This is a genomic window from Hymenobacter sp. HSC-4F20, from assembly GCF_019599275.1.
Classification (GTDB): Bacteria; Bacteroidota; Bacteroidia; order Cytophagales; family Hymenobacteraceae; genus Hymenobacter.
Genome location: NZ_JAHZTD010000002.1, coordinates 493695 through 517227, shown reverse-complemented (window position 1 = coordinate 517227; position 23533 = coordinate 493695). Strand labels below are relative to the sequence as shown.

Genomic DNA, 23533 nt, shown 5'->3' with positions numbered 1-23533 from the left:
TCGCTTGTGCCCTTCCCGTCCGTTACCTTTGTCTACTTATGTCGCAGAAGCTCGCCGCCGCCATCGACCATACCCTGCTGAAACCGGACGCAACCCCGGAGCAGATAGCCCAGCTGTGCCAGGAGGCCGCTACCCACCATTTTGCCAGTGTGTGCGTGCCGCCGTGCTACGTACGCTTTGCCGCTGAGCAGCTGCAGGGTACGGGTGTGCCGGTGTGCACAGTGATTGGGTTTCCGCTGGGGTACTCGCTGGCGAAGGTGAAGTTCTTCGAGGCCCACCAGGCTTTGGCCGATGGCGCTACGGAGCTGGACATGGTTATCAATGTGGGGGCGCTGAAGGCGGGCCGCCTGGAAGAGGTAGAGGAGGAAATTGGGCAGCTGGCTGAGCTATGCCATTTGCGCGGCGCCATCCTGAAAGTAATCATCGAAACGGCCCTCCTGACGGAGGAAGAAATTGTAACGGCGTGCCGCCTGTGCGTAGAAGCCGGCGCCGACTTCGTAAAAACATCCACTGGCTTTGCCAACCGAGGAGCTTCCGTGGCTGATATCATGCTTATGCGTCAATCGTTGCCGGGTGGGGTGCGTATCAAGGCCTCCGGTGGCATCCGGACGCGCACCGCGGCGCTGGCCCTGCTGGCAGCCGGCGCCGACCGAATTGGCTCCTCCAACAGTCTGGCTTTGCTGGAAGAATCTTCCCATGAAACATCTGCTACGTAACGTGTTGCTGCTTTCAACCTTGTTTTCCTTGGGTGCCTGCGCCTCGTCGGGGCCGGCAGCGCCTGCCGCTTCTACCGCTGCTGATACAACGCGACGTACCACGGCAACTTCGGCGGCTACTACCCCTGCCGAAGACCTGAGCCGCTACCGACCCGTATTTGCTGCGCCCAAAGCGCCGGCTGTTGCGCCCGCCGCTCCCAGCCGCTTGGTAACGCCTACCAACCACGTCAATGCCCAGGTTGAGCAGCGGCTCCGCGACCAGGCCTTCACAAACCAAAATGTGAAATACGCGCAGGGCTACCGCATCTTGGCCTATGTAGGGTTACAGAAGGAGCAGGCCATGGCCGTGCGCCGGGCCGTTATCAGCCGCTACCCCGAGGAAACCGATTACCTCGCCTATAAGCAGCCCATCTTCCGCCTCTGGATTGGCGACTATCTTACCCGCCTCGAAGCAGAACAAGCCCTGGTTCGCATTCGTCCGCTGGCACCCAAGGCAGAGCTGGAATCGGCGCAGGTCATTATCAACAAAACCACTTTCTAGGCTACCCGGGCTAAGCAAGGCCGGGGTGAGGAGCTTATGTTCGGAGCTTCGTCCTGGCCGTGCTTTCGCCCCGCGGCTGTACTTTATGGACCACTTACTACCCCGCATCAAAACCCTCGCAGCTGAAACCGCGGCCGAAACGGTAGCCCTGCGCGAGTACCTGCACGCTCACCCGGAGCTTTCGTTTAAGGAGCACAACACGGTAGCCTTCGTAACGGAGCAGCTGCAGAAGCTCGGGCTGCCTACCCAGCCCATTGCCGGCACGGGGGTAGTAGCCCTGATTGAAGGCCGCAACCCCGGCACCCGGACCGTTGCCTTGCGCGCCGATATGGATGCCCTGCCCATCACGGAGCAAAACGAGGTACCATATAAATCAACAAACCCCGGCGTAATGCACGCCTGCGGCCACGATGTGCATACGGCTTCCCTACTGGGCGCGGCCCGCATTCTGGCGCAGCTCCGCCACGAGTTTGAAGGCACGGTGAAGCTGATGTTTCAGCCCGGCGAGGAATTGCTACCCGGTGGGGCTTCCCTGATGATTAAAGAAGGAGTGCTGGAAAACCCCCGCCCCGCCAGTGTGCTGGGCCAGCACGTGTTTCCGCGGCTTCCGGCCGGCAAAATTGGGTTGCGCGCCGGCCGCTACATGGCCAGCACCGATGAACTCTACCTTACTGTGCGCGGCCAAGGCGGCCACGGGGCTATGCCCGAGCAAAACATCGACCCGGTGGTGGTAGCAGCTCATATCATTGTGGCCGCTCAGCAAATCGTTAGTCGGCGTGCGAACCCGAAGCTGCCTTCCGTGCTATCCTTCGGAAAAGTTATTGCCCAGGGCGCTACCAACGTGATTCCTAACGAGGTGTACCTGGAAGGCACTTTCCGCACGCTCAACGAGGAATGGCGCAACGAAGCGCACCAGCACTTGCGCCGCCTCTGCGAGGGTCTGGCCGAAAGCATGGGGGCTACCTGTGAGTTGGAAATCCGTCGGGGCTACCCCTACCTCGAAAATGAGCCTGCCCTGACAGCCCGCACCGAACAGGCGGCCGTAGAGTATTTGGGTCGCGAAAACGTGGTGGAATTAGACCAGTGGATGGCGGCCGAGGATTTCGCCTACTTTAGTCAGGCCACCAGCGCCTGCTTCTACCGCCTCGGCACTGCGGCGGCCGACGGTAGCAGCCATTACACTTCCTCCGTGCACACGCCTACCTTCGATATTGACCCCAAGGCGCTGGAAACGGGCCCTGGCCTGATGGCGTGGCTGGCGTTGCAGGAGCTGGCTACGCACTAAAAGCTGTCAGTTACTTACTACCTTTTTCTGTTCGATGCGGCTTATTCTTAGCACTGTTTTAGTAGCTGCCGGGCTGGCAGCAGCCCTCCCTACTCAGGCCCAGCGTCGTACCAAGGGGTATACGGTGCTGCAACCCCAGGCCCAAGTTGAAATTTCGCTAACCGGCGACGACTATGTATTCGGCGCGTTCAACTTGCAGCACTCTTCTATCCCGTTGGAAAGCAACCCGTTGTTTACTGGGCTGGGCATTCGGCTGGGCTACGAGCATTTCTTTTCCTCTGCCTGGAGCTGGGGCGCCATTTTAGATGGACAGCGGCAGCAGTATAGCTTGTTTGATAATGCCTATGAACATTTTCTGGCCCCGGAAGTATTTGGCCGGCACTGGAATACGTTTGGCAGCGTCAACTTTCGGCAGCGTCTGGGGGTAGGGTACCTTTTGCCTTTGGATCAGGCGGACGCTGACCGGTTCTACGCTACCCTGCGCCTTGATGTAGACCGCATAGTTCCTCTAGGCAATGGCAGTCTGGCCTTGCGTCCGCGCGTAGCCTTTGAGCCCATTGCTTACCTGCGGTTTCAGCGCGACGAATACGAGGCCAAAGAGCCTTTTCTGGACTTCTCCGAGCTGCGGGGCGAAGTAGGCGTCCGTCTTTCCCCCCGTTTCGATTTCACTCCTTGGTTTGCCTGGCAAAACAGCTACAGCATTGGGTTGCCACAGTATGATGCGAACGGAAACGTGAAAATAGCCGGTGGCCCCAGGCGCTACGTGCAGCCTACGGTGGGCCTCGACATCCGTGTGACCGTAGGAAGACCTGCAACTGCCGAGCGCCGTCAGCTACCGACGCAGTATTAATATCAGATAATGCCATTGTGGCATACATAAGAACGGGCTTATATCGGCTTTTAAAGCTGATGTAAGCCCGTTCTTATGTTAGTGCCTGGAATATCTGTCAGTGCTATTATTTAGCATATATGACATTTAGTCATATTCAGCGGGGTTAGTAGGATTGGTACAGAATTTATAGAAGTAGGGTGTGCCTGACAGGGCACAGCAACCCATTACCCTTAACCGTTAACTTCTATTTCAACCATGGCAACTCTGCTGTATAATAACCTACCCGCCTTGCGTCCTTCCCGTGCTTTTAGCTCGGTTCTTAATGAAATGCTGCGTGACACCCTGCCCACGCAAACGGCCCCTTCCCACAGCTTCATTCCCCAGGCCGACATTGTGGAGCTGGAGCAAGGCTTTGAGCTGCACCTGATGTTACCTGGCGTAGCTAAAGAAAACGTGAAAATTGACTTTCATGAGGGCAAGCTAACCGTAACCGGCGAGCGGAAAGCTCCCGAAGCTGTCGAGAACGGTCCTAAGTTCCGGCGCGTTGAGTCGGGCTATGGTTCCTTCACGCGTACCTTCCGCCTACCCGACACGGTGGATGTAACTGCCATTGATGCGCAGCTCCAGGATGGGGTGCTCCGCCTGGCGCTACCCTTCGACAGCAAGAAGGTGACCAAGCATCAGATTGAAGTGCGCTAAGCGCGACAATTCAAGAAAAAAGGCACCCGCATGTGGTGCCTTTTTTCTTGATTCGCGTGTTAGTATACTAGTAGCCGGAGGCACACGTACGCATTGCGGTATGGCAAATAATCTACCAACCGACCTTTTTTCTCCCCCAACAGGCATGCAACCAGACACCATCTGCCAGGTATCTAGCGTTAGGTAGTCGGCAGATGAGCCCCGCGCCCTCCAGAAGATGAGGCAGCTCATGGTTCGCTCACAATTCTGTTGTATTTTCAATTCGACATCCTTCATCTCACCTCTTTCTTACCCATGCAAGCAAAACAAATGATGCTCGGTCTGCTCGGTTCTGCCATTTTGGGCGGCGGCGTGGCCGTGGGTGGGTACAAGCTGCTGGAGCCCGAGCGCGCCAATGCGCCCCAGGCCGTAGCGGCCGACCCCAATGTTCGGTACACCAGTGAGTTGCGCAACAGCACGTATGCCGTGCCCGAAGGCCTGAACTTCACCGCCGCCGCTGCTTCCGTAACCCCGGCCGTAGTGCACGTCATGACGGAGTACGCTCCTAAGGCTAGTCAGAGCGACATGTCCCGTATGGACCCGTTCCTGCGCCAGTTCTTCGGGGATGAGTTTGATCAATATCAGGGCCGCGGCCGCCAGCAAGGTCCGCAACAGGGCTCCGGCTCGGGTGTAATTATTGCCGCCAACGGCTACATCGTCACGAACAACCACGTGATTGAGAAGGCCGATAAGATTGAGGTGGTAATGGACGACAAGCGCAAGTTCCAGGCGGAGCTAGTGGGTGCCGACCCGACTACCGATCTTGCTCTGCTCAAAGTAAAGGCCGACAACCTGCCCTTCATTCGCTACGGTAATTCCGATAACGTGAAGGTAGGGGAGTGGGTGCTGGCCGTGGGTAACCCCTTTAACCTGAACTCTACCGTTACGGCCGGCATTATCTCGGCCAAGGGCCGCAACATCAACATCCTGCGCCGGGAGGACAACATGGGCATCGAGTCGTTCTTGCAGACTGATGCCGTGGTAAACCCGGGTAACTCGGGTGGTGCTCTGGTAAACCTCAACGGCGACCTGGTCGGCATCAACTCGGCCATTGCCTCGCACACCGGCTCGTTTGAAGGCTACTCGTTTGCCGTGCCCAGCTCCATTGTGAGCAAAGTGGTAGACGACCTGCTCAAGTACAAGACGGTGCAGCGCGCACTGCTGGGCGTGCAGATCCGGGAAGTAGATGCCCAACTGGCTTCGGAGAAAAAGCTGACGTCCCTGAACGGCGTGTACGTAATGGGCCTGGGGAAAAACAGCTCGGCCGCTGAAGCTGGTATCCAGGAAGGCGACATCATCACGGAAATCAATGGGGTGAAAGTAAACACCTCCTCGCAATTGCAGGAGCAAGTAGCCCGCTTCCGTCCCGGCGACAAGATCAAGGTGAGCTACCTGCGCGGCAATGATACGCGCGTGGCCACGGCTACCCTGCGTAACTCCACGGGCACTACCGACATCGTGCGGGAAGAAGTAGCCTCGGTGGTGAAGTACGAAGGTGCGACCCTGGCTCCGGTTACCCGCCAGGAGCAAAGCAAGCTCGGCATTGAAGGCGGCGCCAAGATCAACGGCATCAAAGGCTCCAACTTCCGCGAAACCGGCATTGCCGACGGCTTCATCATCACCCGTATCGACAAGAACAAGGTATCGAAGCCTCAGGATGTGCAGCGCTACCTTGAAGCCGCCAAGGAAACCGATGGCGCCCTGGTAGAAGGAGTGTACCCCGACGGCCGCAAAGCCTACTACCCCATTGGGCAAGCCCAGTAAGTAGGAGGTAGTCCCTAAAGCAAAGCCCCTTCGCTGCTGTAGCGAAGGGGCTTTCGGTTTCTATAGGGGTTCTGGCGCACGGCCGCTACTGCAGAAGCCAGGCCAGCGCCGTACCCTCCTCAATAAAGAGCTGCAATTGATACGGCCGCTCGGCGGCCAGGCCGTACGACAGAAACTGGTGCTGGTCGGCGGCTTGGTTGTAGATGGCCAGCCGGGCCGGGGAGCAGAGTACGCCCAGGCGTACCGGCAGCGGGGCCAGCACACGGGCTACTTCGGGGTAAAATACGTGGGTGGTCCACTGGCCGATTTCTGGATCGAGCTGGTCGCGGCGGCGGACATCCAGCAACCAGCGGCTTAGCTGATGCTGCTGGGCGCTGGCCAGAATGGTGGCGTACTGTGCCCGTAGCTCAGTGGCCGGGGCATCAGCTGTCCAGCGGGCTACCAGAATACCCAAATCGGGCCGGGCGGTTATGTTGCACTCAGCGTCGGACATAGTCAGGTAAGATAGGCAACTCAACTGGAACGGCCAGGGGCCTACTCTGCTGCCAGCAGCCAGTGGATAGCTTCCGCCTCATTGAGGAAGATGCGCATCCGGTAGGGTTGCGCCGCGGATTGCGTACGCACGATGGCGGCATTGTAGACGGCTGGCTGACTCTGAATAGCCTCCAGGCGAGCGGGTGAAATCAGGTAACCAACTCGCAATGGCGTTGGCAGCAGTTGGGCCGCCGCGGCGGGCAGAAACGTGTCAGCCATCCAGGCAGAATGTTCAGCCCGCGTGGCGAGGCGGCGGCGCACATCCACAAACCAGTGCGCTGTCTGGTGCTGCTGGGCCAAGTGGAGAGCCGCCTGGCAACCGGCTTGCAGCTCCTCCATAGAAGCATCGCGCAGCCAGCGCAGCACCAGCATGCGTAAGTCGGGGCGGTAGGTAAGGTGGAGATACTCCGAGTACGGGGCAGTCATGGATGCAGCGGCGAGAAAAACTGGGGCAAAGGTAAGTGGTGTGTCGCTCACGCCGGAAGGCAACAAAACCCACGGGCTGCGGTGCGGGTTAGTTTTTATAGCTTGCAGCGCCAGCTGCCCAGCAGTCGGGTTTCCTCTGAGTTGCCCGGCGCAGTCTGCCGGCTATAGTCCACCCAACCCCTATTTTCCATGAAACAAGCCCTCGAAGAAGCCACGGCCACGGGTACCGACGTTCAGGAGCACGACCCCCACGGCGTGCAGCAGGTACTGCGGGAACTGGGCGTTGAAGCCCACAATGCGGCCTGGAGCACCGGCCTGCACTGGGGCGGCGGCACCAACGAAAACAAGCGCACCATTCATTCCCCCGCCGATGGCCAGGTTATCGGGTCCGTGTCCTTTGCTACCCCGCAGGACTACGAGCAGGTAGTGCGCAAGGCGGCCGAGGCCTTCCAGACCTGGCGCCTGGTGCCGGCTCCCAAACGCGGCGAGATTGTGCGGCAAATCGGCAACAAGCTCCGCCACTACAAGGAGCCGTTGGGTAAGCTGGTAAGCTACGAAATGGGCAAGATCTTGCAGGAAGGCCTGGGAGAAGTGCAGGAAATGATTGACATCTGCGACTTTGCCGTGGGCTTGTCCCGCCAGCTTACGGGCTATACCATGCACTCCGAGCGGCCCGCCCACCGCATGTACGAGCAGTACCACCCGCTGGGCGTAGTCGGCATCATTTCGGCGTTCAACTTTCCCGTGGCCGTGTGGAGCTGGAACGCTATGCTGGCCGCCATCTGCGGCGACGTGACCATCTGGAAGCCTTCGGAGAAAACCCCGCTGGTAGCCGTGGCCGTGCAGCACATTCTCAAGGAAGTGCTGCAGGAAAACCAACTGCCCGAAGGCATTTTTAACCTGGTTATCGGCGACGCCGAAATTGGCGCGGCCCTGGCCGCCGATGCGCGCATTCCGCTGGTATCGGCCACGGGTAGCACCCGCATGGGCAAGAAAGTGGGCGAAGTGGTAGGCGGCCGCCTCGGCCGGGCGCTGCTGGAACTGGGGGGCAACAACGCCATCATCCTCACCGAGCACGCCGACCTGGATATGGCCATGCGCGCTGTGGTGTTCGGGGCCGTGGGTACGGCCGGGCAGCGCTGCACCACCACCCGGCGCCTTATCATTCACGAAAGCATTTTCGAGGACGTGAAAGCGCGCCTGCTCCGGATTTATCCTAACCTGCCTATCGGGCACCCCCTGCAAGAAGGGACGCTGGTAGGCCCCCTGATTGATGCCGCCGCGGTGGAGTCTTTCACCAAAGCCCTGGAAGCAGTGCAAGCCGAAGGTGGCCACCTGCTCACCGGCGGCGAGGTGCTGGCCGGGCCGGGCTACGAAACCGGGACCTATGTGAAGCCTGCCTTAGTGGAGGCCGAAAACGAATACCATACGGTGCAGGAGGAAACCTTCGCGCCCATTCTGTATCTGATAAAGTACAGCGGTGGGGTAGAAGAAGCCATTGCCCTGCAAAACGGCGTCCGCCAGGGGCTGTCTTCCAGCATCTTCTCCCTCAACATGCGCGAGACGGAAACCTACCTCAGCCACGCCGGCTCCGACTGCGGCATTGCCAACGTGAACATCGGAACCAGCGGGGCCGAAATTGGGGGCGCCTTCGGGGGGGAGAAGGAAACCGGCGGGGGCCGCGAGTCGGGCTCCGATGCCTGGCGCATCTACATGCGCCGGCAGACCAATACTATCAACTACAGCACCCAGCTACCCCTGGCCCAGGGCATCAGGTTCGATGTGTAAGCGGTAGCGTAGGTACGGCCCTAGGCTATGGCTATACCCGTCGGTGTCGTGTAAGCCAGACGAGCCACCGGGTATGAGTAGCAAGAACGCCACCGCTCGGGCAGCACCTGCCGCTCGAGCGGTGGCGTTTTTACCAGCCGCCTACGGGAAGGAAAACAGCGGGCGTTTTTTCTGTTTGAGCAGATAGGGCGGCCAGCCCCCGGTGGCGGTCAGGGTGCCGGGCTTGGGCCGGTACACGCGGATGTAGTCGATGAGAAACGGGTCGTTGGGGGAGGGGCAGTGTTGGTTGCGGGGCGTAACGCCGTCGGGAGCCGTGGGGCAGTGCTGGTTTTTCTGGCAGTCCCACTGGTAATGGCTGCTGATCATCAAGTTCAGTTCCCGGGGTAGGGCAGCCTGCTCGCCTCGCACCTGCTGAATCAGCTGCCCGTCAATCAGCCAGGTCATCTCCGTGGGCGTCCAGACCAGGGTGTACACGTGGAAGGAAGTTGCCGGATTGTCTTGCAGCCAGCTTAAGTGCGTGACTTTGCTTTCGTGCTGGGTGAAGGGGTTGCGCTGCAAGGAGCTAAAGAAGGTGCGCTTACCAGGCTTGCCCTCCGGAGTAGGCGGCCCCATAAACGACTCGAACATATCAATTTCCCAAGTATCGCCGGCTTTCCAGCTGGGGTTGATGCTGCCCTCACAGTTGCTGATGCCGTAGCCGCCCCACAGCCAGAATGCTGCTTGCAGGCCGTCGGTGGCCGGCAGGCGGGCCCTGATTTCGAAGATGCCGTAGCGGAAGCCCGGCTCCACGCAGCTGCTGTCGCCGGTGTAGAGGGCGCGGAGCAGGCCGCTGGTTTTGTAAAACTCGCCCTCCGTAACGGTACCATTGGCCGAGGTAATCTGGCGCAGCGGGGTATCGTGGTAGGTAAAGTCGAGGGCGACCATGCCGTCGGCGGGGTTGCCGGGGGTAGGAAGCAGCCGGATGTCCTCGGGGCGGTAGGCGTAGCTTTCGGGGCCGTAGTTCTGGCACTGGGCTTCGGCTTCCCAGTGCGCATTTCCCCAGATTTGCTCGGGGCTCCACTTGCCCGTGCGGGGGCTGAGCATGGAGTCAACTGAGGGGTAGCGAAAATCATCCTCGAACACCACCTGGTAGTGTTTCAGATTCACGCCGCTGCCGGCGCGCTGCCCCCAGGCTGGCAGCAAAGGCAGCAGCAGGCAACTAAGCGCCAGTGCACCACCCCGGACCGTACTAGCTACTTGGCGCCGGAGAGGCAGGCTGGAAAAAAATGTCATGCAGAAACAGATAAGAAGCTTCGAAAGTACACGTATTGCTAGGTGTACCGGTTACGCGGTATTTTGGATGTAGCCCCGCGCTGGTTAGCCCCAACGACTGCATCAGAGGGCCCGCGGCCCCGGTGGTAGCGCCCAGCCGCAGCCAGGTGGCCCGGCTGCGGGAGGGTAGGAGGGTGCCCCGACCCTGGAAACCAAAAGTAACGGCGGAGATTTTAAAGATGGGAGCCCCCATTCTACCAGCGCGTGCAACCTTGTGAGGTAGCCCGCTGTCTTTCCAGCGCTTACCCCGAGTATCCGCCGTTTTTGCCCGGAAAAGTTGGATATTTACGATTCACCCCTTTCCGAACCCCCGCCAACTCAGTCGCACCCTATGGAGGCATTTGCGTATACTGACATCAACGCCCCGCTGGTCGAGCGGTGCCGCCTGGGCGACCGGCGTGCCCAGGCCGAAATTTACAAGCGCTACTCCAAGGCCATGTTCAACGCCTCGCTGCGCATCACCGGCGACTACGCCGAGGCCGAGGACGTACTGCAGGAGTCGTTTCTGAGTGCTTTCCGCGAGCTGCACAGCTACAAGGGCGACTCTTCCTTCGGCTCCTGGCTTAAGCGCATCGTCATCAACAAAAGCATTAACTGCCTGCGCAACCGGCGCCTGCAGCTGGTACCCCTGGCCGACCAGCACGACGGTGCCGCCCCCGATGCCCAGGACCACGGCCCCGACCTGGAGGAGCTGGGCTGGCGCGCCGACGTGGTGCGCCGCTGCGTGCAGGAGCTGCCCGATGGCTACCGGGTGGTGCTTTCCCTCTACCTGCTGGAGGGCTACGACCACGCTGAAATTGCCGGTATTCTCAACATTACTGAATCTACTTCGAAGTCGCAGTACAGCCGGGCCCGTAAAAAGCTGCTGGAACTAGCCCGGCAACACGGGTTGTAAAACGCGCGACCTGACGTATCCCTGATCCGATGCTGCCCTGCATGGCTGCGCTGGCCCACCCCTTGTTTTTGACCACCGCACCACCCAGGCTGCCCGCCCATTACCACCTGACATGAACGAGAAGAAAACCGGATTGGAAGCCTTTGTTGAGCGCCACCGCGCCGACTTCGATGTGTTCGAGCCCCGCCCGAATCTGTGGGACGACATTGAAACCGAGCTGACCACCCCAGCAGCTACCTCTGCCCCGCAGCAGGGGCAGGCGGAAGAATCTCCCCTGCGCATTGTGCCCCTGTACACGGCTACTCCTGTTCCGGCGGAAGCAGCCGCCGCGCCCCTGCCGGCCCTGGACCCCGCCGTGCGCTCAGCCCGGCCGTATAGCATTGCCGCGGCCGTTGCCACGCTGCTGCTGGCGGGTACGTGGCTGTGGCAGCAGTCGGCGGAGCCCGCCGTCTGGACCCGCTCGGAGCAGGTAGCGGCCGCAGCTAAGGCGGCTAGCACTGCGGCTGCTCCGGCGGCCGGGCTGCCAGCTACGCCCGCCACGGCGGGCCCCGAACAGCGCCTGGCCAGCACCGTGCAGCGCATGGAAGCCTACTACGCCACCCAAATTGCCGAACGTCAGCAGGAACTGCGGACGCTGGATCAGGAAACTCCCGCCACGGCCCCGCGCGCCGACTGGCAGCAGGAGCTGCAGGCTCTGGACTCTACTTACCAGCAGCTTCGGACTGAGCTCTACCGCAACCCGGAGCCCGAAGTGGTGCTCGATGCCATGGACCGCAACCTGCAGATTCGGCTGGATTTGCTGAACCAGCAACTGCGCACCCGCGAGCAGATTCGGGACTATCATTCCCAGCCCTTCATGGCCGCCGAAGGTCGCCGCACTCCCTAAGCCATGCGCCGTTCGTTGTTTCCCGGAGTAGAAGTGGGGCGCCGGCTGGTGGCTACTGGTCTGCTAAGCGGACTGGTAAGCTGGGCGGCGGCCCAATCTGCGGGCCCTACCCCCGACCAGGCGCTGCACTACTGCCAGCCCGCGGTGGCTCCCCTGGCCCAGCAGGAGCAAGGTACCCCCGTGGATGTGCGGCAGGGTAGTGGGCAAGGGCCGCAGGAAGAGGCGCAGCCAACGCCCGCGGTGGAGAAAGTCCGCAAAATCAGCCGCACCTACCCGGCCAGTGCTACTAAGCTCTACACCCTGGATACCCGCTACGGCCGGGTGCAGGTAAACGTGTGGAACCGCCCGGAGGTGCGCACCGATGTGGACATTATCACCCGCGCGGAAACTGAGGAAAAGGCCCAGCAACTGCAGGAAATGATTCAGGTAGTGGTGCAGGACCAAGACCCTGCTACCGGCGGCATCAGTGCCCGTTCCCACTTTGGCGCCATGCCACGGGAGTGCTGGAGCCGTACCAAGCTCTACGAGGTAAACTACACCGTATGGGTACCCAAAAATACACCCCTAGCTCTGCACAACGCCTTTGGGGAAATCAGCCTGACCAGCGACCTGACAGGGGCCACCGAGCTGGCCATTGAGTATGGCAGCCTGCGTACGGCTCGCCTCGATGGCCCCCGCAACTCTGTGCGGGTATGCAATGCGCAGGCTGCCGTGCCGTACGCACGGCGCGCCAGTATAGATGCCTCCTACTCCAAGCTGCGCCTCACGGAGGGCGGCACCGTGGAGCTGCGTAATAACTACTCGGATATTGACATTGGCTCGGTGCAGGACCTGACGGTGCACAGCAAGTACGGCGACGTAGTTCTGGGTACGGTGCGCAACTTGCGCGGCTCTTCGGGCTACTCCAAGTTCAGCATTGATAAGCTCAGCAACCAGCTGGATATGAAGTTGCAGTACTGCCCCACCTTTGAGGTGCGTAGCACGGGCAAAAACTTCCGGCAGATAAACGTGGACGGCGGCTACAGCACTATCCTGCTCAACTTTCCCGACGGGGCCGGTTTCAACTTCGACGTCAACACGGAGCACGGCAAGCTGCTGGTGGACAAGCGCCTGGTAAAAGTGAATTCCGAAGACAGCAGCCCTTCCTCCAGCGACCTGCGCGGGAGCTTTGGGGCAGTGCAGACGCGCAACGCGGGTAATGTCAACATCAAGGTGCGCTACGGTAACGTGAGCTTCAAGCGGTAGCCTAGTAGCGGCTGTATTGTGCCAGAAAAGCCCGTGGGCGGAGTGTACCCCTATGTGGTACGCCTGCCCACGGGCTTTTCTCGTTTCTTTGCCAAGTATGCGAATCTTTCTGTGCGCGGCGCTGCTGGCGGGACCCTCATTCCCGGAGGCTGCGGCGCAGTCTCTGCCTTCTGCTACCCCCATGCCTGCTTCCTCTGTCCCGAGCCCGGCTGTCTCCTCTACCCTTCGCGCCTACGCGCTCCGCCTGAAACCGGGCCAGGACCTGCGCCGGGAGCTGGAAGCCTTTGCACAGGCGCACCACCTGCGGGCTGCGGCGGTGCTCACCTGCGTTGGGAGCCTAACGACGACCAGCCTGCGCTTGGCTAATCAGGAGGGCGGTACCCAGTACCACGGTCACTTTGAGATTGTGTCGCTGGTCGGCACCCTGTCGGTGAACGGCAGCCACCTGCACTTGTCCGTGGCCGATTCAACGGGGCGCACAGTGGGCGGGCACCTACTGGAGGGCAGTATCGTGTACACGACTGCCGAGCTTGTGCTGGGCGAGTTGCCCGAGCTGGACTTTCGGCGCGAGCCGGACGCTACCTACGGCTACCAGGAGCTAACGGTATACCCGGCGCCGAAAGCTCCGCGCCGGCCAGCTGCCCCCAAAAAAAGCCGCTAACTTCCGGTTTCATCCCCTTGCCCAGGCTATGTCCTCTTCTTCCGCTGCTGCCCGGCAGGAAAAATTCCGCCGCGACATCCGTACCCCGTTGAAGCTACGCTTATTTATGCTGCGGCGGCTGCCTATGGCTTACCTGGCCGGGCTGCGGGTAGCGGCGCTTACTTCCGGGCAGGCTACCGTAACGGTACGCTACCACTACCTCACCCAGAATCCGTTCCGCAGCATCTACTTCGCCTGTTTGAGCATGGCCGCCGAAATGGCCAGCGGCTTGCTGGCCATGATGCACGTGCAGAGCGGCTCGCCAGTTTCCATGCTAGTGGTAGGGCTGGAAGCTGAATTCCACAAGAAAGCCGTGGGCCTGATCCGCTTCACCAGCGAGGATGGGGCTACCATCGGTCAGGCCATAGCCGAAAGCCGGGCCAGTGGGGAGGGCCGCACGGTGGTATGCACCAGCACTGGCCTGGACGAGGCCAACGACGTAGTGGCCACGTTCCGTATTACCTGGTCGTTCCGGGCAAAGAAGCAAGCCGAGAAACGGAGGGAGTAAGGCAAAGCCTGGCTATTGGCTGCGTGTCATAGCGAACAGAGGAGTACTATCCTTGCTTATGAGAAACCTAGTGAGCTAAGAAGCTCTTGCCGTGTGAATGGCAAGAGCTTCTTCAGGTGGTAGGAGAAACACATTGGTCAGGACGGATAGCGGCGCAGACCTTCCCCCAGGATAATGCTCTAGCGTACGCATGCACTCAATTACCAGCTTTTCCCTACTCTTCCCGCAGGCTTTCCTTGGTGATGACGTCGACTAAGCCGTCCTCGCTTACCACAATGGCCAGGCAGGGGTAGGGGGAACTGTCGACGTAGCGGATGGCCGAGTTGTAGCGGGCTCCGCGGGTGCTGGTACCGTGCCCGGAAGCCTTGCCATCGAGGATAACGCCGATGGAGTAGCAGTAGCCCTCCGGGTCGAGGAGCACGGCCCCGTCGATGGCCGTGACCAGGCGTGTGATAAGGGGCGTCAGGGGTACGGGTTCAATGAGGGTGCATTGCAGCTTCAGGCGGTCGGCTTCGGCCAGGGCTTCGGTGGTAATGACGAGCAGGGTGCCGTGCTTCTGGCGGCTAGCTTCCACTACCACGTCCCAGAGGCGCTCTACTTTAGCCGGGTCAGTGAGCTGGAAGGTGTGCTTCAGGTCGCGGCGGAAGCGGGCCCGGTGCAGGCGGGTGCGGGGTAGGCTGGGCATGCCGTAGTGGGCGCGCATGAGCACCTGCCCGCCGTGCTGAAACTCCCAGGCGTAGTGGTTCACGAAGTTGATGACGAACAAATCCTCCCGGCTGGCGTCGTACTGGCCGATCTGCCGGCCCAGCGCGTACACGTTCTCCCCATCCGCCAGCAAGCTCACGTCGGGGGTGGTCATTTCGAGCAGCTTGCGCACGGCCCGGTAGTCGGTGAGAGGCGTTGGGCAGGTCAGGGCAAACACCTCCACCAGGTTGGGATGGCCGCGCCGGGCCAGCAGCACCTTGCCTACCCCTTCGGCGCCCTCATAGCGCAACGAGGAAATGGTATTGCAGGTGGTGAACAGTTTGGCCGCGGCCGGGTTCGTGCCCAAATCCTGGGCTGGCGTATCCATAAACAGCTTGCCGGCCGAGCGGATAATCTCGTCGGTGTCGCGGGGGCGCACCAGCAGCCCAGAGCCGGGCTCGGGCTCGGTCAAGGACTTCAGGCATTCCTCGTGAAAGCGCAGCACGGCGGCCATCAGCAAGGAATGCGAGAGTAGGCGGCCATCGGTGTAGTAGCGGTTTTTCTGGAGGGTAGGGTAGGCTTGGAGCGCCTTGCGGTTGAGGCGCAGCACGGGCACTACCGAATGCTGATTGATGGGCACGGGCGCCCCGGCAAAGTACAGGTGGCGGGTACCGTTGGCTACTTCATCCAGCACCTCCTGCACGGCTTGCCGCAAGCCCAGGGCGGTTTGTTTGCGCTGAATCATTTCCTCACTCATCAGCTCCCTGTCGGGCGAGTTCCAGGGCTGCAGGTAGCGGTAGTACCGGCCGCGGGCCTGGGCTTCGGTAAAGGCCTCCGAGTTCAGGCCGCAGTCAATGGGCTCCAGGCACACGGGCACGGCTTCGGTGGCTTCCTCAACTTCAACAGGCAGGGCCAGCAGCAGCACGTAAGGGGCCAGGTCTTCGTCCAATGCATCAAATATACCCTGCGCTACGGCCTGGGCAGCCTGCCGAAACCGGGTCTGGTAAGGCCAGATGGAGAAGCTGGCGGGTAGGGGCAGGGGCGTACCGAAGGCAACGGGTGGGGCGGAAAGGAGCGGCAGGGGAGAAAGCATAACAGAAAGACTAGTCGGAGCTGAACCAGGGCCAGACCTACACTATGGCAGCCCCGATACCGGGGCTAACGCACGAAAACAAAAAGTACTTTAGACAAAGAGGCTAAAAACGGCCCCGGCGTTGCCCGTGGCCAGGCAAGTGGTCAGATATGCTGTGGCCCAACTGCGCTGGGGCACAGCCCCGTGGAAAGCGGAGGCCGCAACCGCAGCACCTCAAGTAGTACAATAGAACCATTACCCAGGGCAGATGTTACTGCTGCCGCCCACGGTCTAGCGCGGACGGGTCCGCGGTGGAAGCCCACCGATGTCAGGCAGTTTCCTCCAGCCTCTGGCTTAACAGTTGTGGCCGTGCTACAGGCTGAACACGATGGGCAGCACCATTTTCTGCTTCAGGGGCTGGCCTTTGTAAGTGGCAGGCTGCCACTTGGGAGCGGCCTTGAGCAGGCGAATGGCTTCCTCATCCAGGCCCGAGCCCAGGCGCTTAATCGGCTTGATTTCCGTCAGGGACCCGTCTTTTTCCACGATAAACTCCATCATCACCCGCCCCTGCACTTTGCGCTGCCGGGCCAGGGCGGGGTATTTCTGGTTCTGCTGCACCCACTCAAAAAACGCATCGGTGCCGCCCACGGGCCGGGCCGGCGAATCGGGGGCTACTACCTGGGTAGTGCTGCCGGAACCAGCCGGGGTGGCAGTTCCGCCGGCCGTGGAGCCGCCAGCGTCGCCCGGAATCTGGAAGCTGATGGGCACCGACACGCGCTGACGCACTACCCCACCGCGGTGCTGGGCCGGGGTCCAGCGCGGGCCGCCCTTAATCAGCCGGAGCGCCTCCGCATCCAAGGCCGGGTTGAGGGGTTGGGCCACGGCCACGTTGGAAATCGAGCCGGTTTTCTCTACCACGAACGTCACGGTAACGGTGCCTTGCACGCCGGCTTGCAGGGCCGCGGTGGGGTACTGCTGCTTGTCGGCCAGGTACTGGGCGTAGGCTTCCAGGCCGCCCAGGGGCACAGCCGGCTTTTCCACGGCATCGTAGATTTCGTTGGCGGCGGGCTGCTTAGGGTACTTCAGTTTCTGCTGGGCCAGGGTGGGAGCCGCGGCGGCCAGCAACCCAGCCAGCAGGAAGATGTGGAAAGCGTGTTTCATAGAAGGAGGCAAGGGAAAAGGACCCCGTCTGGCACAACAACCGCACCAGCCTAAGGCGGAGTTTCCGCTATCTACGAAAAGCGCCGCTTTTCGGTAGCTTTGGCCTGATGGCACCTGACGCAACTTCCGCCCCCCATAACTCCCGGCGCGCCCCCGAGCCGGTAGGCCTCTACCCTCACGCCCGGCGCGCGGGCAACCTGCTGTTCCTGTCCGGGGTAGGCCCGCGCCAGCGCGGCCAGGCGCAGGTGCCGGGAGTGGAGCTGCACGAGGACGGCACCGTCCGGAGCTATGACTTTGAGCGCCAGTGCCACGCCGTGTTCCAGAACGTGCGCTACATCCTGGAAGAAGCCGGGGCCCGCTGGGAAGACCTCGTGGACGTCACCGTGTTCCTGACCAACATGCAGGCCGACTTCCCTACTTACAACCGACTCTACGCGGAGTATTTCCAGAGCAACCAACCGTGCCGCACTACCGTGGAAGTGAACTGCCTGCCTACCCCCATTGCTATTGAGCTCAAGTGCATTGCCGTGGTGGCGGGGTAGGAACCTGATATGGATACAGCAACGTGAACAACTACTTTATTACAAGTTTTCTGGCTCTTATACTGTCGGTCGAGGTAGGTAGTGCGCAGCCCAGTTCCAGGGGCCAAGCTGCCTTGAAACCTGCGGCTTGGGCTGCCGCCGCGGCAGTGGCAGGTGATTATGAAGGGACCCTAGGGGGCAAATACCCGTTTCGACTGTCTATTACTAACCAGAAGGGCCGCCAGCAGGTAGCCGGCTGGTATTACTACCTAAGTCAGCAAAAACCTATCTGGCTGGATGGATATGTGACGCCCGCTGGCGACCTGTGGCTGGGCGAGGTAAACCTGGACCGCCCCGAACTGACGGAGCGTTGGGATGGGAGCCGCCAGCCGCGCCAGCCCTTTGCCTATTTCCACTTGCGCCGCACAGGCGCGGGCGCTTTGGCGGGTACCTGGCGCGCGGCCAAATCGGAGCGGCAACTGCCCGCGCACTTGACAAGCTACCGTAGCAGCGGTTATGCTGAGAAAGCGCACGTGGGAGAGCAAACGTATTTCAAGGAGTTCTCGGGTCCAGTATTCACGGTGCCCAATTTTCGAGTGTCCGAGAAGCTGTGGGAGGCTTTCGATATAGAGAAGCTAGCTGGCATGACCGAGGAGGAGCTAGAGCAGGAACTGCAAGCGCGTAAGGAGGAGGGAACACGCTTTATCGGCTACCAGGGCACCGGCGCCGAAGTAGCCTACAACGACCGGGGCCTGCTGAGCGTGTGGCTACGAAGTGAGCAGATAACGGGCGGCGGGCAGCTGTTTGCCCGAATGTGGTCGGTGGTGATGGACCTGCGAACAGGTGAGCAGCTGACCGACGAAATTGACCCCGCCCAACGCCCTGCTTTTCTGGCCGTCTGTGAGCAGAAGCTACAGCGACAAATCAACCAGTATCTGCACGAAAGCCCGCAGGATTCCGCTGATACCGCCGGCTTACGCAGTCAGCACATAGATGCTGAACATGAGCCAACTGACCTACACATAACTCCAGACAGCGTAACCTTTCATCATGAGGTAGACTACGAGGGCATGACCCACTTTGTGCGAAGAGACATGGAATATGAATTCCGGTTGGCCTTTACGCACGCCGAGCTTGCGCCTTTTTTGAAGCCTGACAGCCCCTTGCATCGGTTACGCAAGCCCTAGCCCTACCTCCTGCCGGGGCTGCGTACCTTCGCACCCTCACCCGATGCTGCTGCCGTGCCTGTTTCCTCTGCTTTCCGCCCACTCTCTGTTCCGCCCGCCGAGCTATTCCAGGAAAACCTGACCCACTACACCGAGCGCGAAAACTACTTTGCCGGCCGGCACCGGCTGGTAGCCTTGGTGCGGCTGCTGGTGTTCACCGGGGCCGCCGCGGGCGTGTGGGTGCTGTTTAGCCGGGGCGAGGTAGCGGCTGGCTTTGCAGTAATGGGCGTGACGTATCTGGTGTTTCTGGGGCTGGTGCGCTGGCACAATGCCGTGGGCTACCGGCGGGAACACCACCGCCTGCTGGCCCAGCTCAACCAGGGCGAGCTAACCCGGCTGACCGGCAACCTCTCGGGCTTCGACCCTGGCCTGCGCTACCTCGATGCCCAGCACGCCTACGCCGCCGACCTGGACGTATTTGGCTCCCACTCCTTGTTTCAGCTCCTGAACCGCAGCACCTCCCGCCTGGGCCAGGACTGGCTGGCCGGCTGGCTGCTGGCCCCCAGTCCGGCCGCGGTGGTAGCGGAGCGGCAGCAGGCCACGGCCGAGCTGGCCCCCGATGTGGCCTGGCAGCAGGAGTGGCAGGCCCGCGCCCAGCACTACCCCCGCCAGGAGGCGGACCCGCGGCAGTTTGCGGCCTGGCTGCGGGAGCCGGATTTCTTCGTGGGTAAAAGCTGGCTGCTACCCCTACTAGTGCTGCTGCCGGCAGCCGCCGTGGCCGCCCTAGTCGCCGCCCTGAATGGCTACGGTACCTGGCCCCTGCTGGTACTGCTGCTGACCAGCGCCCTGAACGCCCGATTTGCCGGCGTACGGGCCGAAAGTTACCAGCACGTAACTACCATGCGCGACGCCCTGCGCGCTGCCCACGACCAACTGTCTTTGTTTGAGGCCGGGCAGTGGCAGAGCGCGGCTTTGCGCCGCCTGCACCAGACCCTGCACGACACCGGCGGGGTAGCAGCGGCCCGGCTGCTGGAGCGGCTGTCGGGGGTGGCGGGCTGGTTTTCGGCCCGGCAGAACCCGGCGGTGGCGGGCCTGCTGAACACGGTGCTGCTCTGGGATGTGTGGGGTATATGGCAGCTGGAGCGCTGGAAGCGGCAGCTGCCCAACGGCCTGGAACCTTTGCTGGAAGCCGCCGCCGAGCTGGACGCCCTGGTGAGCCTGGCCGCCTTCCGGGCCGCCAACCCGGCCTTTGCCCAGCCCGAGGTATCGGCTACCCCTCTAACGGTAGTGGCCGAGGATATGGGCCACCCGCTGTTGTTCGCCGAAACCGGGGTGCGCAACGATTTTCGCATCGAGGGCGCGGGCCAAACGGTAGTGGTAACCGGCTCCAACATGGCGGGCAAAAGCACGTTTTTGCGCACGGTGGGCCTGAATCTGGTGCTGGCCCAGGCCGGGGGCGTGGTGCCGGCGCGGGCTTTCACCTGTGGGCCCGCTCAGGTGTACACTGCCATGCGCACCAACGACAACCTGGCCGAAAGCACCTCTTCCTTCTACGCTGAGCTGAAGCGCCTGCGCCTGCTACTAGACCTGACTACCCCCGAAGCAGCGGCTACCTCGCTGCCGGTCTTTTACCTGCTCGATGAGGTTCTCAAGGGCACTAACTCCCAGGACCGCCACCGCGGGGCCCGCGCTCTGGTGCACCAGCTGCGGCAGCGCGCCGCCAGCGGCCTTATCAGCACCCACGACCTGGAGCTGGCCGCCTTGGAAGAGGAACTGCCCAGGCACGTGCGCAACGTGAGCTTCAACTCCTTCCTGAACCCCGACGGTACCCTGCGCTTCGACTACCGCCTTACGCCCGGGGTATGCCGCTCGTTTAACGCCAGCCAACTCATGCGCCTGATGGGCATTGTGCTGGACTAGCTAGGGGAAATAGCCGAGTGGTGGATAGCTGCCGGGCCGAATGATTTCGTAGAATAAGGCAAGGGGCGCGCGTTTAACCTGAGGTTAATGTGGCGGCTCTACCTTCGGTTGCATTTGCGCTAGTTCCCTAATCCTTTCTGCGTGTACATTCGCGAAAACCTCCGCCCACATATTATCTGGAAGCTCGGCTGGAAGTCGGTCACGATTTTTACCATCTACAGCGTGCTGGTCTGCCTGGTCTACGGGCCATTGAAATTCCACTCCGTAGCCATTCCGTGGCAGCCGGTAGCTACCCTGGGCACGGCCGTGGCCTTCTACATCGGCTTCAAGAACAACGGCTCCTACGACCGATTCTGGGAGGGACGCCAACTCTGGGGCGGCATCGTAAACAGCAGCCGCACCACCGCCGTCCAGATTCTGGAGTTTATTACCTCCGTGGTAGATGCGCCCGGCCTGGATATGCCGCCCGCTTCGGCCGATGAGCTCACCGGTCGTCACCGCCGCATGGTGTACCGGCAGATTGCCTGGTGCAACGCGCTGCGTATTCATCTGCGCCGCCAGCCCGAGCAGTGGGACGATGCAGTGGCTCCCTTCCTGGAAGAAGAAGAATCGGAGATGCTGCGCACCATGGCCAACCCCCCCGCCCAGATTGTGCGCCAGCAGGCCGCCGAGCTGCGGCGCCTGCGCGAGGAGCGGGGCCTGCTCAACGACTTCCAGCACGTGACCATGATGAACACGCTGGAGACGCTTTACAACCTGCAGGGCGGCTGTGAGCGAATCAAGAATACGCCTTTCCCGCGCCAGTACGCCTTCTTCAGTATGCTGTTTGTGTACCTGTTCACGGCCATTATGCCCCTGGGCCTGGTGACGGAGTTTGCCAAGATGGGCCCCAACCACATCTGGCTGACGGTGCCGTTTTCCGTCATGGTTTCCTGGGTATTCGCCACCATCGAGAAGGTAGGGCACAACAGCGAAAACCCGTTCGAGAACAACATGAACGACGTGCCGATGACGGCCATCTGCCGCTCCATCGAAATCGACCTGCGCCAGATGCTCGGCGAAACCGAAGTGCCCTCCAAGCTGGAGCCCGTAGAGGATATCTTGTATTAGAACCGAAAGCTAAAGGCTAGCACTCGTTTCCCTCCCTCATCTGAGGAGGGAAACGAGTGCTAGCCTTTAATACAGAACAACGGGAACCTTTCTTCTTTTCAAGCTCCACCTTAACCCCAGCCCAGGCCCCGGCGTACCTGATGAGGACTTTCATCCTGAACCAGACTTCGCCGCTATGCCTACGCCTAATCCTACCCTGACCTCCGGTGTTACTACTTCTTCGTGGTTTAGCACGGCCGCACCACTGCCCTCATTTGAGCCCCTACGGGAAAACCTGTCGGCCGATGTGGTGGTGGTAGGTGGCGGCATTGCCGGGCTCACCCAGGCCTATTTGCTCGGCCTCGAAGGCAAGAAAGTAGTGCTGCTGGAAGACGGGGAACTGGCCAGCGGTGAAACTGGCCGGACTACTGCCCACCTCAGCTTTGCCCTCGACGACCGGTACACCACCCTGGAAGAACTGTTTGGCCAGGACGGAGCCCGGCTGGCCGCCGACAGCCACCGCGCCGCCGTGGACCGCATCGAGCAAATCGTCCGGAAAGAAAGCATTGCCTGTGACTTCAGCCGTTTGCCGGGCTACTTGTTTCTACCCCAGAGCGGGACGCCTAAAGAGCTGGACGAGGAGTTGAAAGCAGCTCACCGCGCCGGCCTCGTCGACGTGGAGCGCCTCCCCGATGCCGGAGCCCAGGGCTTCCAGACCGGAGAGTGCCTGGTGTTCCCGAACCAGGGGCAGTTTCACATTCTGAAGTACCTGCGCGGCGTGGCCGAGGCCATCCAGCGCCAGGGCGGGCGCATCTTTACCCGCACCCACGTGGCGGAAGTACACGGCGGCTCCGGGGCCCGGGTGGTGACTACCGGCGGCCAGGAAGTGCAAGCCCAGGCAGTGGTAATTGCTACCAACACACCCTTCAACGACCGGGTGGTGATGCACACCAAGCAACATCCCTACCGCACCTACGTCATCGGGGTCCGGGTACCCAAGGGCTCCGTCACGAAGGCCCTGTACTGGGATACCGCCGACCCCTACCACTACATCCGCCTGCAGGAAGTCGAAAACGAGGACTACGACCTGCTCATCGTGGGCGGCGAGGACCACAAAACCGGCCAGGAGCCCGACCCCGAGGAGCACCTGCGCTGCCTGGAGTTTTGGGTGAAAGCCAACTTCCCCACGGCGGGCCAGGTGGATTACCGCTGGTCGGGGCAGGTAATGGAGCCCGTGGACGGATTGGCCTACGCCGGCCGCAATCCGCTCGACGATGACAACGTGTACATCATCACCGGCGACTCGGGCCACGGCATGACCCACGGCACCCTCGGCCCCATGATTATTACCGACCTGATTCTGGGCCGCGAAAATCCCTGGGCCAAGCTCTACGACCCCGGCCGCGTGACGGTGAAGTTTGAATCGGTAAAGGAGTACGTAAAGGAAAATATCAACGTCGCGGCCGAGTACACCGACCTGCTGACGGGCGGCGAGGTGAAAACAGCCGAGGAGGTAGCGCCCGGCACTGGCGCCGTACTTGGCCGCGGCCCCCTGAAAGTGGCCGTGTACAAAGACCCCCAGGGCCAGGTGCACGAGTGTTCCGCTGTGTGCCCCCACCTGCACTGCATCGTGCACTGGAACAAACTGGAAAGCAGCTGGGACTGCCCCTGCCACGGTTCCCGCTTTGATGCCTACGGCAAACTCATGACCGGCCCGGCCAACTCTGACCTGGCGCCGGTGGAGTAAAGGC

Annotated in this window: 22 protein-coding genes; 17 read left to right on the top strand and 5 right to left on the bottom strand. The window is 61.3% G+C overall.

Translation table 11 applies throughout. The annotated features are described in order from the left end of the window. The first annotated feature begins 38 nt into the window (after positions 1–38). The 6 genes from deoC (at position 39) to K3G63_RS11910 (ending at position 5876) form a co-directional block, all read left to right on the top strand. Complete coding sequence (deoC, locus tag K3G63_RS11935) at positions 39–716, top strand: deoxyribose-phosphate aldolase (protein WP_220614353.1); 678 nt, start codon at positions 39–41, stop codon at positions 714–716. Continuing rightward, entirely contained in the window at positions 697–1257 is a 561-nt protein-coding gene (locus K3G63_RS11930; protein WP_220614352.1) for a sporulation protein, read from the top strand. Before deoC ends, K3G63_RS11930 begins: the two co-directional genes overlap by 20 nt. An 85-nt stretch (positions 1258–1342) precedes the next feature. Continuing rightward, entirely contained in the window at positions 1343–2542 is a 1200-nt protein-coding gene (locus K3G63_RS11925) for a M20 family metallopeptidase (RefSeq protein ID WP_220614351.1), read from the top strand. Between the two features lie 34 nt (positions 2543–2576). After that, positions 2577–3392, top strand: a complete 816-nt coding sequence (locus K3G63_RS11920; RefSeq protein WP_220614350.1) for a hypothetical protein — start codon at positions 2577–2579, stop codon at positions 3390–3392. 237 nt (positions 3393–3629) lie between these two features. Beyond that, positions 3630–4073, top strand: a complete 444-nt coding sequence (locus K3G63_RS11915; RefSeq protein WP_220614349.1) for an Hsp20/alpha crystallin family protein — start codon at positions 3630–3632, stop codon at positions 4071–4073. Positions 4074–4367: 294 nt separating this feature from the next. Further along, positions 4368–5876 carry a Do family serine endopeptidase gene (locus tag K3G63_RS11910; RefSeq protein ID WP_259404428.1) on the top strand — a complete coding sequence of 503 codons (1509 nt, stop codon included), beginning with the start codon at positions 4368–4370 and terminating at the stop codon, positions 5874–5876. Between the two features lie 85 nt (positions 5877–5961). Here K3G63_RS11910 and K3G63_RS11905 read toward each other — a convergent pair whose 3' ends face one another. After that, on the bottom strand, positions 5962–6369 hold the full coding sequence (locus K3G63_RS11905) for a hypothetical protein (protein ID WP_220614348.1): 408 nt from the start codon (positions 6367–6369) through the stop codon (positions 5962–5964). A 41-nt stretch (positions 6370–6410) separates the two neighbouring features. Beyond that, complete coding sequence (locus K3G63_RS11900) at positions 6411–6836, bottom strand: hypothetical protein (protein ID WP_220614347.1); 426 nt, start codon at positions 6834–6836, stop codon at positions 6411–6413. A 189-nt stretch (positions 6837–7025) separates the two neighbouring features. On the opposite strand from K3G63_RS11900, the gene K3G63_RS11895 reads away from it, so the two are divergent. Further along, positions 7026–8624: an aldehyde dehydrogenase family protein gene (locus K3G63_RS11895; RefSeq protein WP_220614346.1), complete on the top strand. Its 1599-nt coding sequence runs from the start codon at positions 7026–7028 to the stop codon at positions 8622–8624. Positions 8625–8765: 141 nt separating this feature from the next. On the opposite strand, the gene K3G63_RS11890 is transcribed toward K3G63_RS11895, so the two are convergent. Further along, positions 8766–9896 (bottom strand): family 16 glycosylhydrolase, encoded by a 1131-nt coding sequence (locus tag K3G63_RS11890; RefSeq protein ID WP_220614345.1) that lies wholly within the window; start codon positions 9894–9896, stop codon positions 8766–8768. Between the two features lie 370 nt (positions 9897–10266). On the opposite strand from K3G63_RS11890, the gene K3G63_RS11885 reads away from it, so the two are divergent. The 5 genes from K3G63_RS11885 (at position 10267) to K3G63_RS11865 (ending at position 14169) form a co-directional block, all read left to right on the top strand. After that, the gene (locus K3G63_RS11885) at positions 10267–10830 is read left to right on the top strand and encodes an RNA polymerase sigma factor (protein ID WP_220614344.1); all 564 of its coding nucleotides are present in this window, start codon (positions 10267–10269) and stop codon (positions 10828–10830) included. A gap of 112 nt (positions 10831–10942) precedes the next feature. Beyond that, positions 10943–11716, top strand: a complete 774-nt coding sequence (locus K3G63_RS11880; RefSeq protein ID WP_220614343.1) for a hypothetical protein — start codon at positions 10943–10945, stop codon at positions 11714–11716. Positions 11717–11719: 3 nt separating this feature from the next. Further along, positions 11720–12961, top strand: a complete 1242-nt coding sequence (locus K3G63_RS11875) for a hypothetical protein (protein ID WP_220614342.1) — start codon at positions 11720–11722, stop codon at positions 12959–12961. Positions 12962–13058: 97 nt separating this feature from the next. After that, entirely contained in the window at positions 13059–13622 is a 564-nt protein-coding gene (locus tag K3G63_RS11870; RefSeq protein WP_259404427.1) for a PPC domain-containing DNA-binding protein, read from the top strand. Between the two features lie 28 nt (positions 13623–13650). Next, positions 13651–14169, top strand: a complete 519-nt coding sequence (locus tag K3G63_RS11865) for a PaaI family thioesterase (protein WP_259404426.1) — start codon at positions 13651–13653, stop codon at positions 14167–14169. A gap of 214 nt (positions 14170–14383) precedes the next feature. Here K3G63_RS11865 and K3G63_RS11860 read toward each other — a convergent pair whose 3' ends face one another. Together K3G63_RS11860 and K3G63_RS11855 are read right to left on the bottom strand one after the other, a co-directional pair. Continuing rightward, positions 14384–15946: a DNA integrity scanning protein DisA nucleotide-binding domain protein gene (locus tag K3G63_RS11860; protein ID WP_220614341.1), complete on the bottom strand. Its 1563-nt coding sequence runs from the start codon at positions 15944–15946 to the stop codon at positions 14384–14386. Positions 15947–16297: 351 nt separating this feature from the next. Then, positions 16298–17086, bottom strand: a complete 789-nt coding sequence (locus K3G63_RS11855; RefSeq protein ID WP_220614340.1) for an energy transducer TonB — start codon at positions 17084–17086, stop codon at positions 16298–16300. Positions 17087–17193: 107 nt separating this feature from the next. On the opposite strand from K3G63_RS11855, the gene K3G63_RS11850 reads away from it, so the two are divergent. From K3G63_RS11850 to K3G63_RS11830, 5 genes are all read left to right on the top strand, one after another. Continuing rightward, positions 17194–17628, top strand: a complete 435-nt coding sequence (locus K3G63_RS11850; protein WP_220614339.1) for a RidA family protein — start codon at positions 17194–17196, stop codon at positions 17626–17628. A 113-nt stretch (positions 17629–17741) separates the two neighbouring features. Beyond that, the gene (locus tag K3G63_RS11845; protein WP_220614338.1) at positions 17742–18794 is read left to right on the top strand and encodes a hypothetical protein; all 1053 of its coding nucleotides are present in this window, start codon (positions 17742–17744) and stop codon (positions 18792–18794) included. Positions 18795–18848: 54 nt separating this feature from the next. Next, complete coding sequence (locus K3G63_RS23060; protein ID WP_220614337.1) at positions 18849–20693, top strand: MutS-related protein; 1845 nt, start codon at positions 18849–18851, stop codon at positions 20691–20693. A 141-nt stretch (positions 20694–20834) separates the two neighbouring features. Further along, on the top strand, positions 20835–21803 hold the full coding sequence (locus K3G63_RS11835) for a bestrophin family ion channel (RefSeq protein ID WP_220614336.1): 969 nt from the start codon (positions 20835–20837) through the stop codon (positions 21801–21803). Between the two features lie 175 nt (positions 21804–21978). Continuing rightward, the gene (locus K3G63_RS11830) at positions 21979–23529 is read left to right on the top strand and encodes an FAD-dependent oxidoreductase (RefSeq protein WP_220614335.1); all 1551 of its coding nucleotides are present in this window, start codon (positions 21979–21981) and stop codon (positions 23527–23529) included. Positions 23530–23533 lie beyond the last annotated feature (4 nt).

What these genes read in the sequence shown, in the direction of transcription:
- K3G63_RS11890 (WP_220614345.1), bottom strand. Translation starts at nt 9,896, where the DNA reads ATGACATTTTTTTCCAGCCTGCCTCTCCGGCGCCAAGTAGCTAGTACG.
- K3G63_RS11930 (WP_220614352.1), top strand. Translation starts at nt 697, where the DNA reads ATGAAACATCTGCTACGTAACGTGTTGCTGCTTTCAACCTTGTTTTCC.
- K3G63_RS11910 (WP_259404428.1), top strand. Translation starts at nt 4,368, where the DNA reads ATGCAAGCAAAACAAATGATGCTCGGTCTGCTCGGTTCTGCCATTTTG.
- K3G63_RS11895 (WP_220614346.1), top strand. Translation starts at nt 7,026, where the DNA reads ATGAAACAAGCCCTCGAAGAAGCCACGGCCACGGGTACCGACGTTCAG.
- K3G63_RS11925 (WP_220614351.1), top strand. Translation starts at nt 1,343, where the DNA reads ATGGACCACTTACTACCCCGCATCAAAACCCTCGCAGCTGAAACCGCG.
- K3G63_RS11920 (WP_220614350.1), top strand. Translation starts at nt 2,577, where the DNA reads ATGCGGCTTATTCTTAGCACTGTTTTAGTAGCTGCCGGGCTGGCAGCA.
- K3G63_RS11915 (WP_220614349.1), top strand. Translation starts at nt 3,630, where the DNA reads ATGGCAACTCTGCTGTATAATAACCTACCCGCCTTGCGTCCTTCCCGT.
- K3G63_RS11900 (WP_220614347.1), bottom strand. Translation starts at nt 6,836, where the DNA reads ATGACTGCCCCGTACTCGGAGTATCTCCACCTTACCTACCGCCCCGAC.
- K3G63_RS11880 (WP_220614343.1), top strand. Translation starts at nt 10,943, where the DNA reads ATGAACGAGAAGAAAACCGGATTGGAAGCCTTTGTTGAGCGCCACCGC.
- deoC (WP_220614353.1), top strand. Translation starts at nt 39, where the DNA reads ATGTCGCAGAAGCTCGCCGCCGCCATCGACCATACCCTGCTGAAACCG.
- K3G63_RS11830 (WP_220614335.1), top strand. Translation starts at nt 21,979, where the DNA reads ATGCCTACGCCTAATCCTACCCTGACCTCCGGTGTTACTACTTCTTCG.
- K3G63_RS11875 (WP_220614342.1), top strand. Translation starts at nt 11,720, where the DNA reads ATGCGCCGTTCGTTGTTTCCCGGAGTAGAAGTGGGGCGCCGGCTGGTG.
- K3G63_RS11865 (WP_259404426.1), top strand. Translation starts at nt 13,651, where the DNA reads ATGTCCTCTTCTTCCGCTGCTGCCCGGCAGGAAAAATTCCGCCGCGAC.
- K3G63_RS11905 (WP_220614348.1), bottom strand. Translation starts at nt 6,369, where the DNA reads ATGTCCGACGCTGAGTGCAACATAACCGCCCGGCCCGATTTGGGTATT.
- K3G63_RS11870 (WP_259404427.1), top strand. Translation starts at nt 13,059, where the DNA reads ATGCGAATCTTTCTGTGCGCGGCGCTGCTGGCGGGACCCTCATTCCCG.
- K3G63_RS11850 (WP_220614339.1), top strand. Translation starts at nt 17,194, where the DNA reads ATGGCACCTGACGCAACTTCCGCCCCCCATAACTCCCGGCGCGCCCCC.
- K3G63_RS11860 (WP_220614341.1), bottom strand. Translation starts at nt 15,946, where the DNA reads ATGCTTTCTCCCCTGCCGCTCCTTTCCGCCCCACCCGTTGCCTTCGGT.
- K3G63_RS11855 (WP_220614340.1), bottom strand. Translation starts at nt 17,086, where the DNA reads ATGAAACACGCTTTCCACATCTTCCTGCTGGCTGGGTTGCTGGCCGCC.
- K3G63_RS11885 (WP_220614344.1), top strand. Translation starts at nt 10,267, where the DNA reads ATGGAGGCATTTGCGTATACTGACATCAACGCCCCGCTGGTCGAGCGG.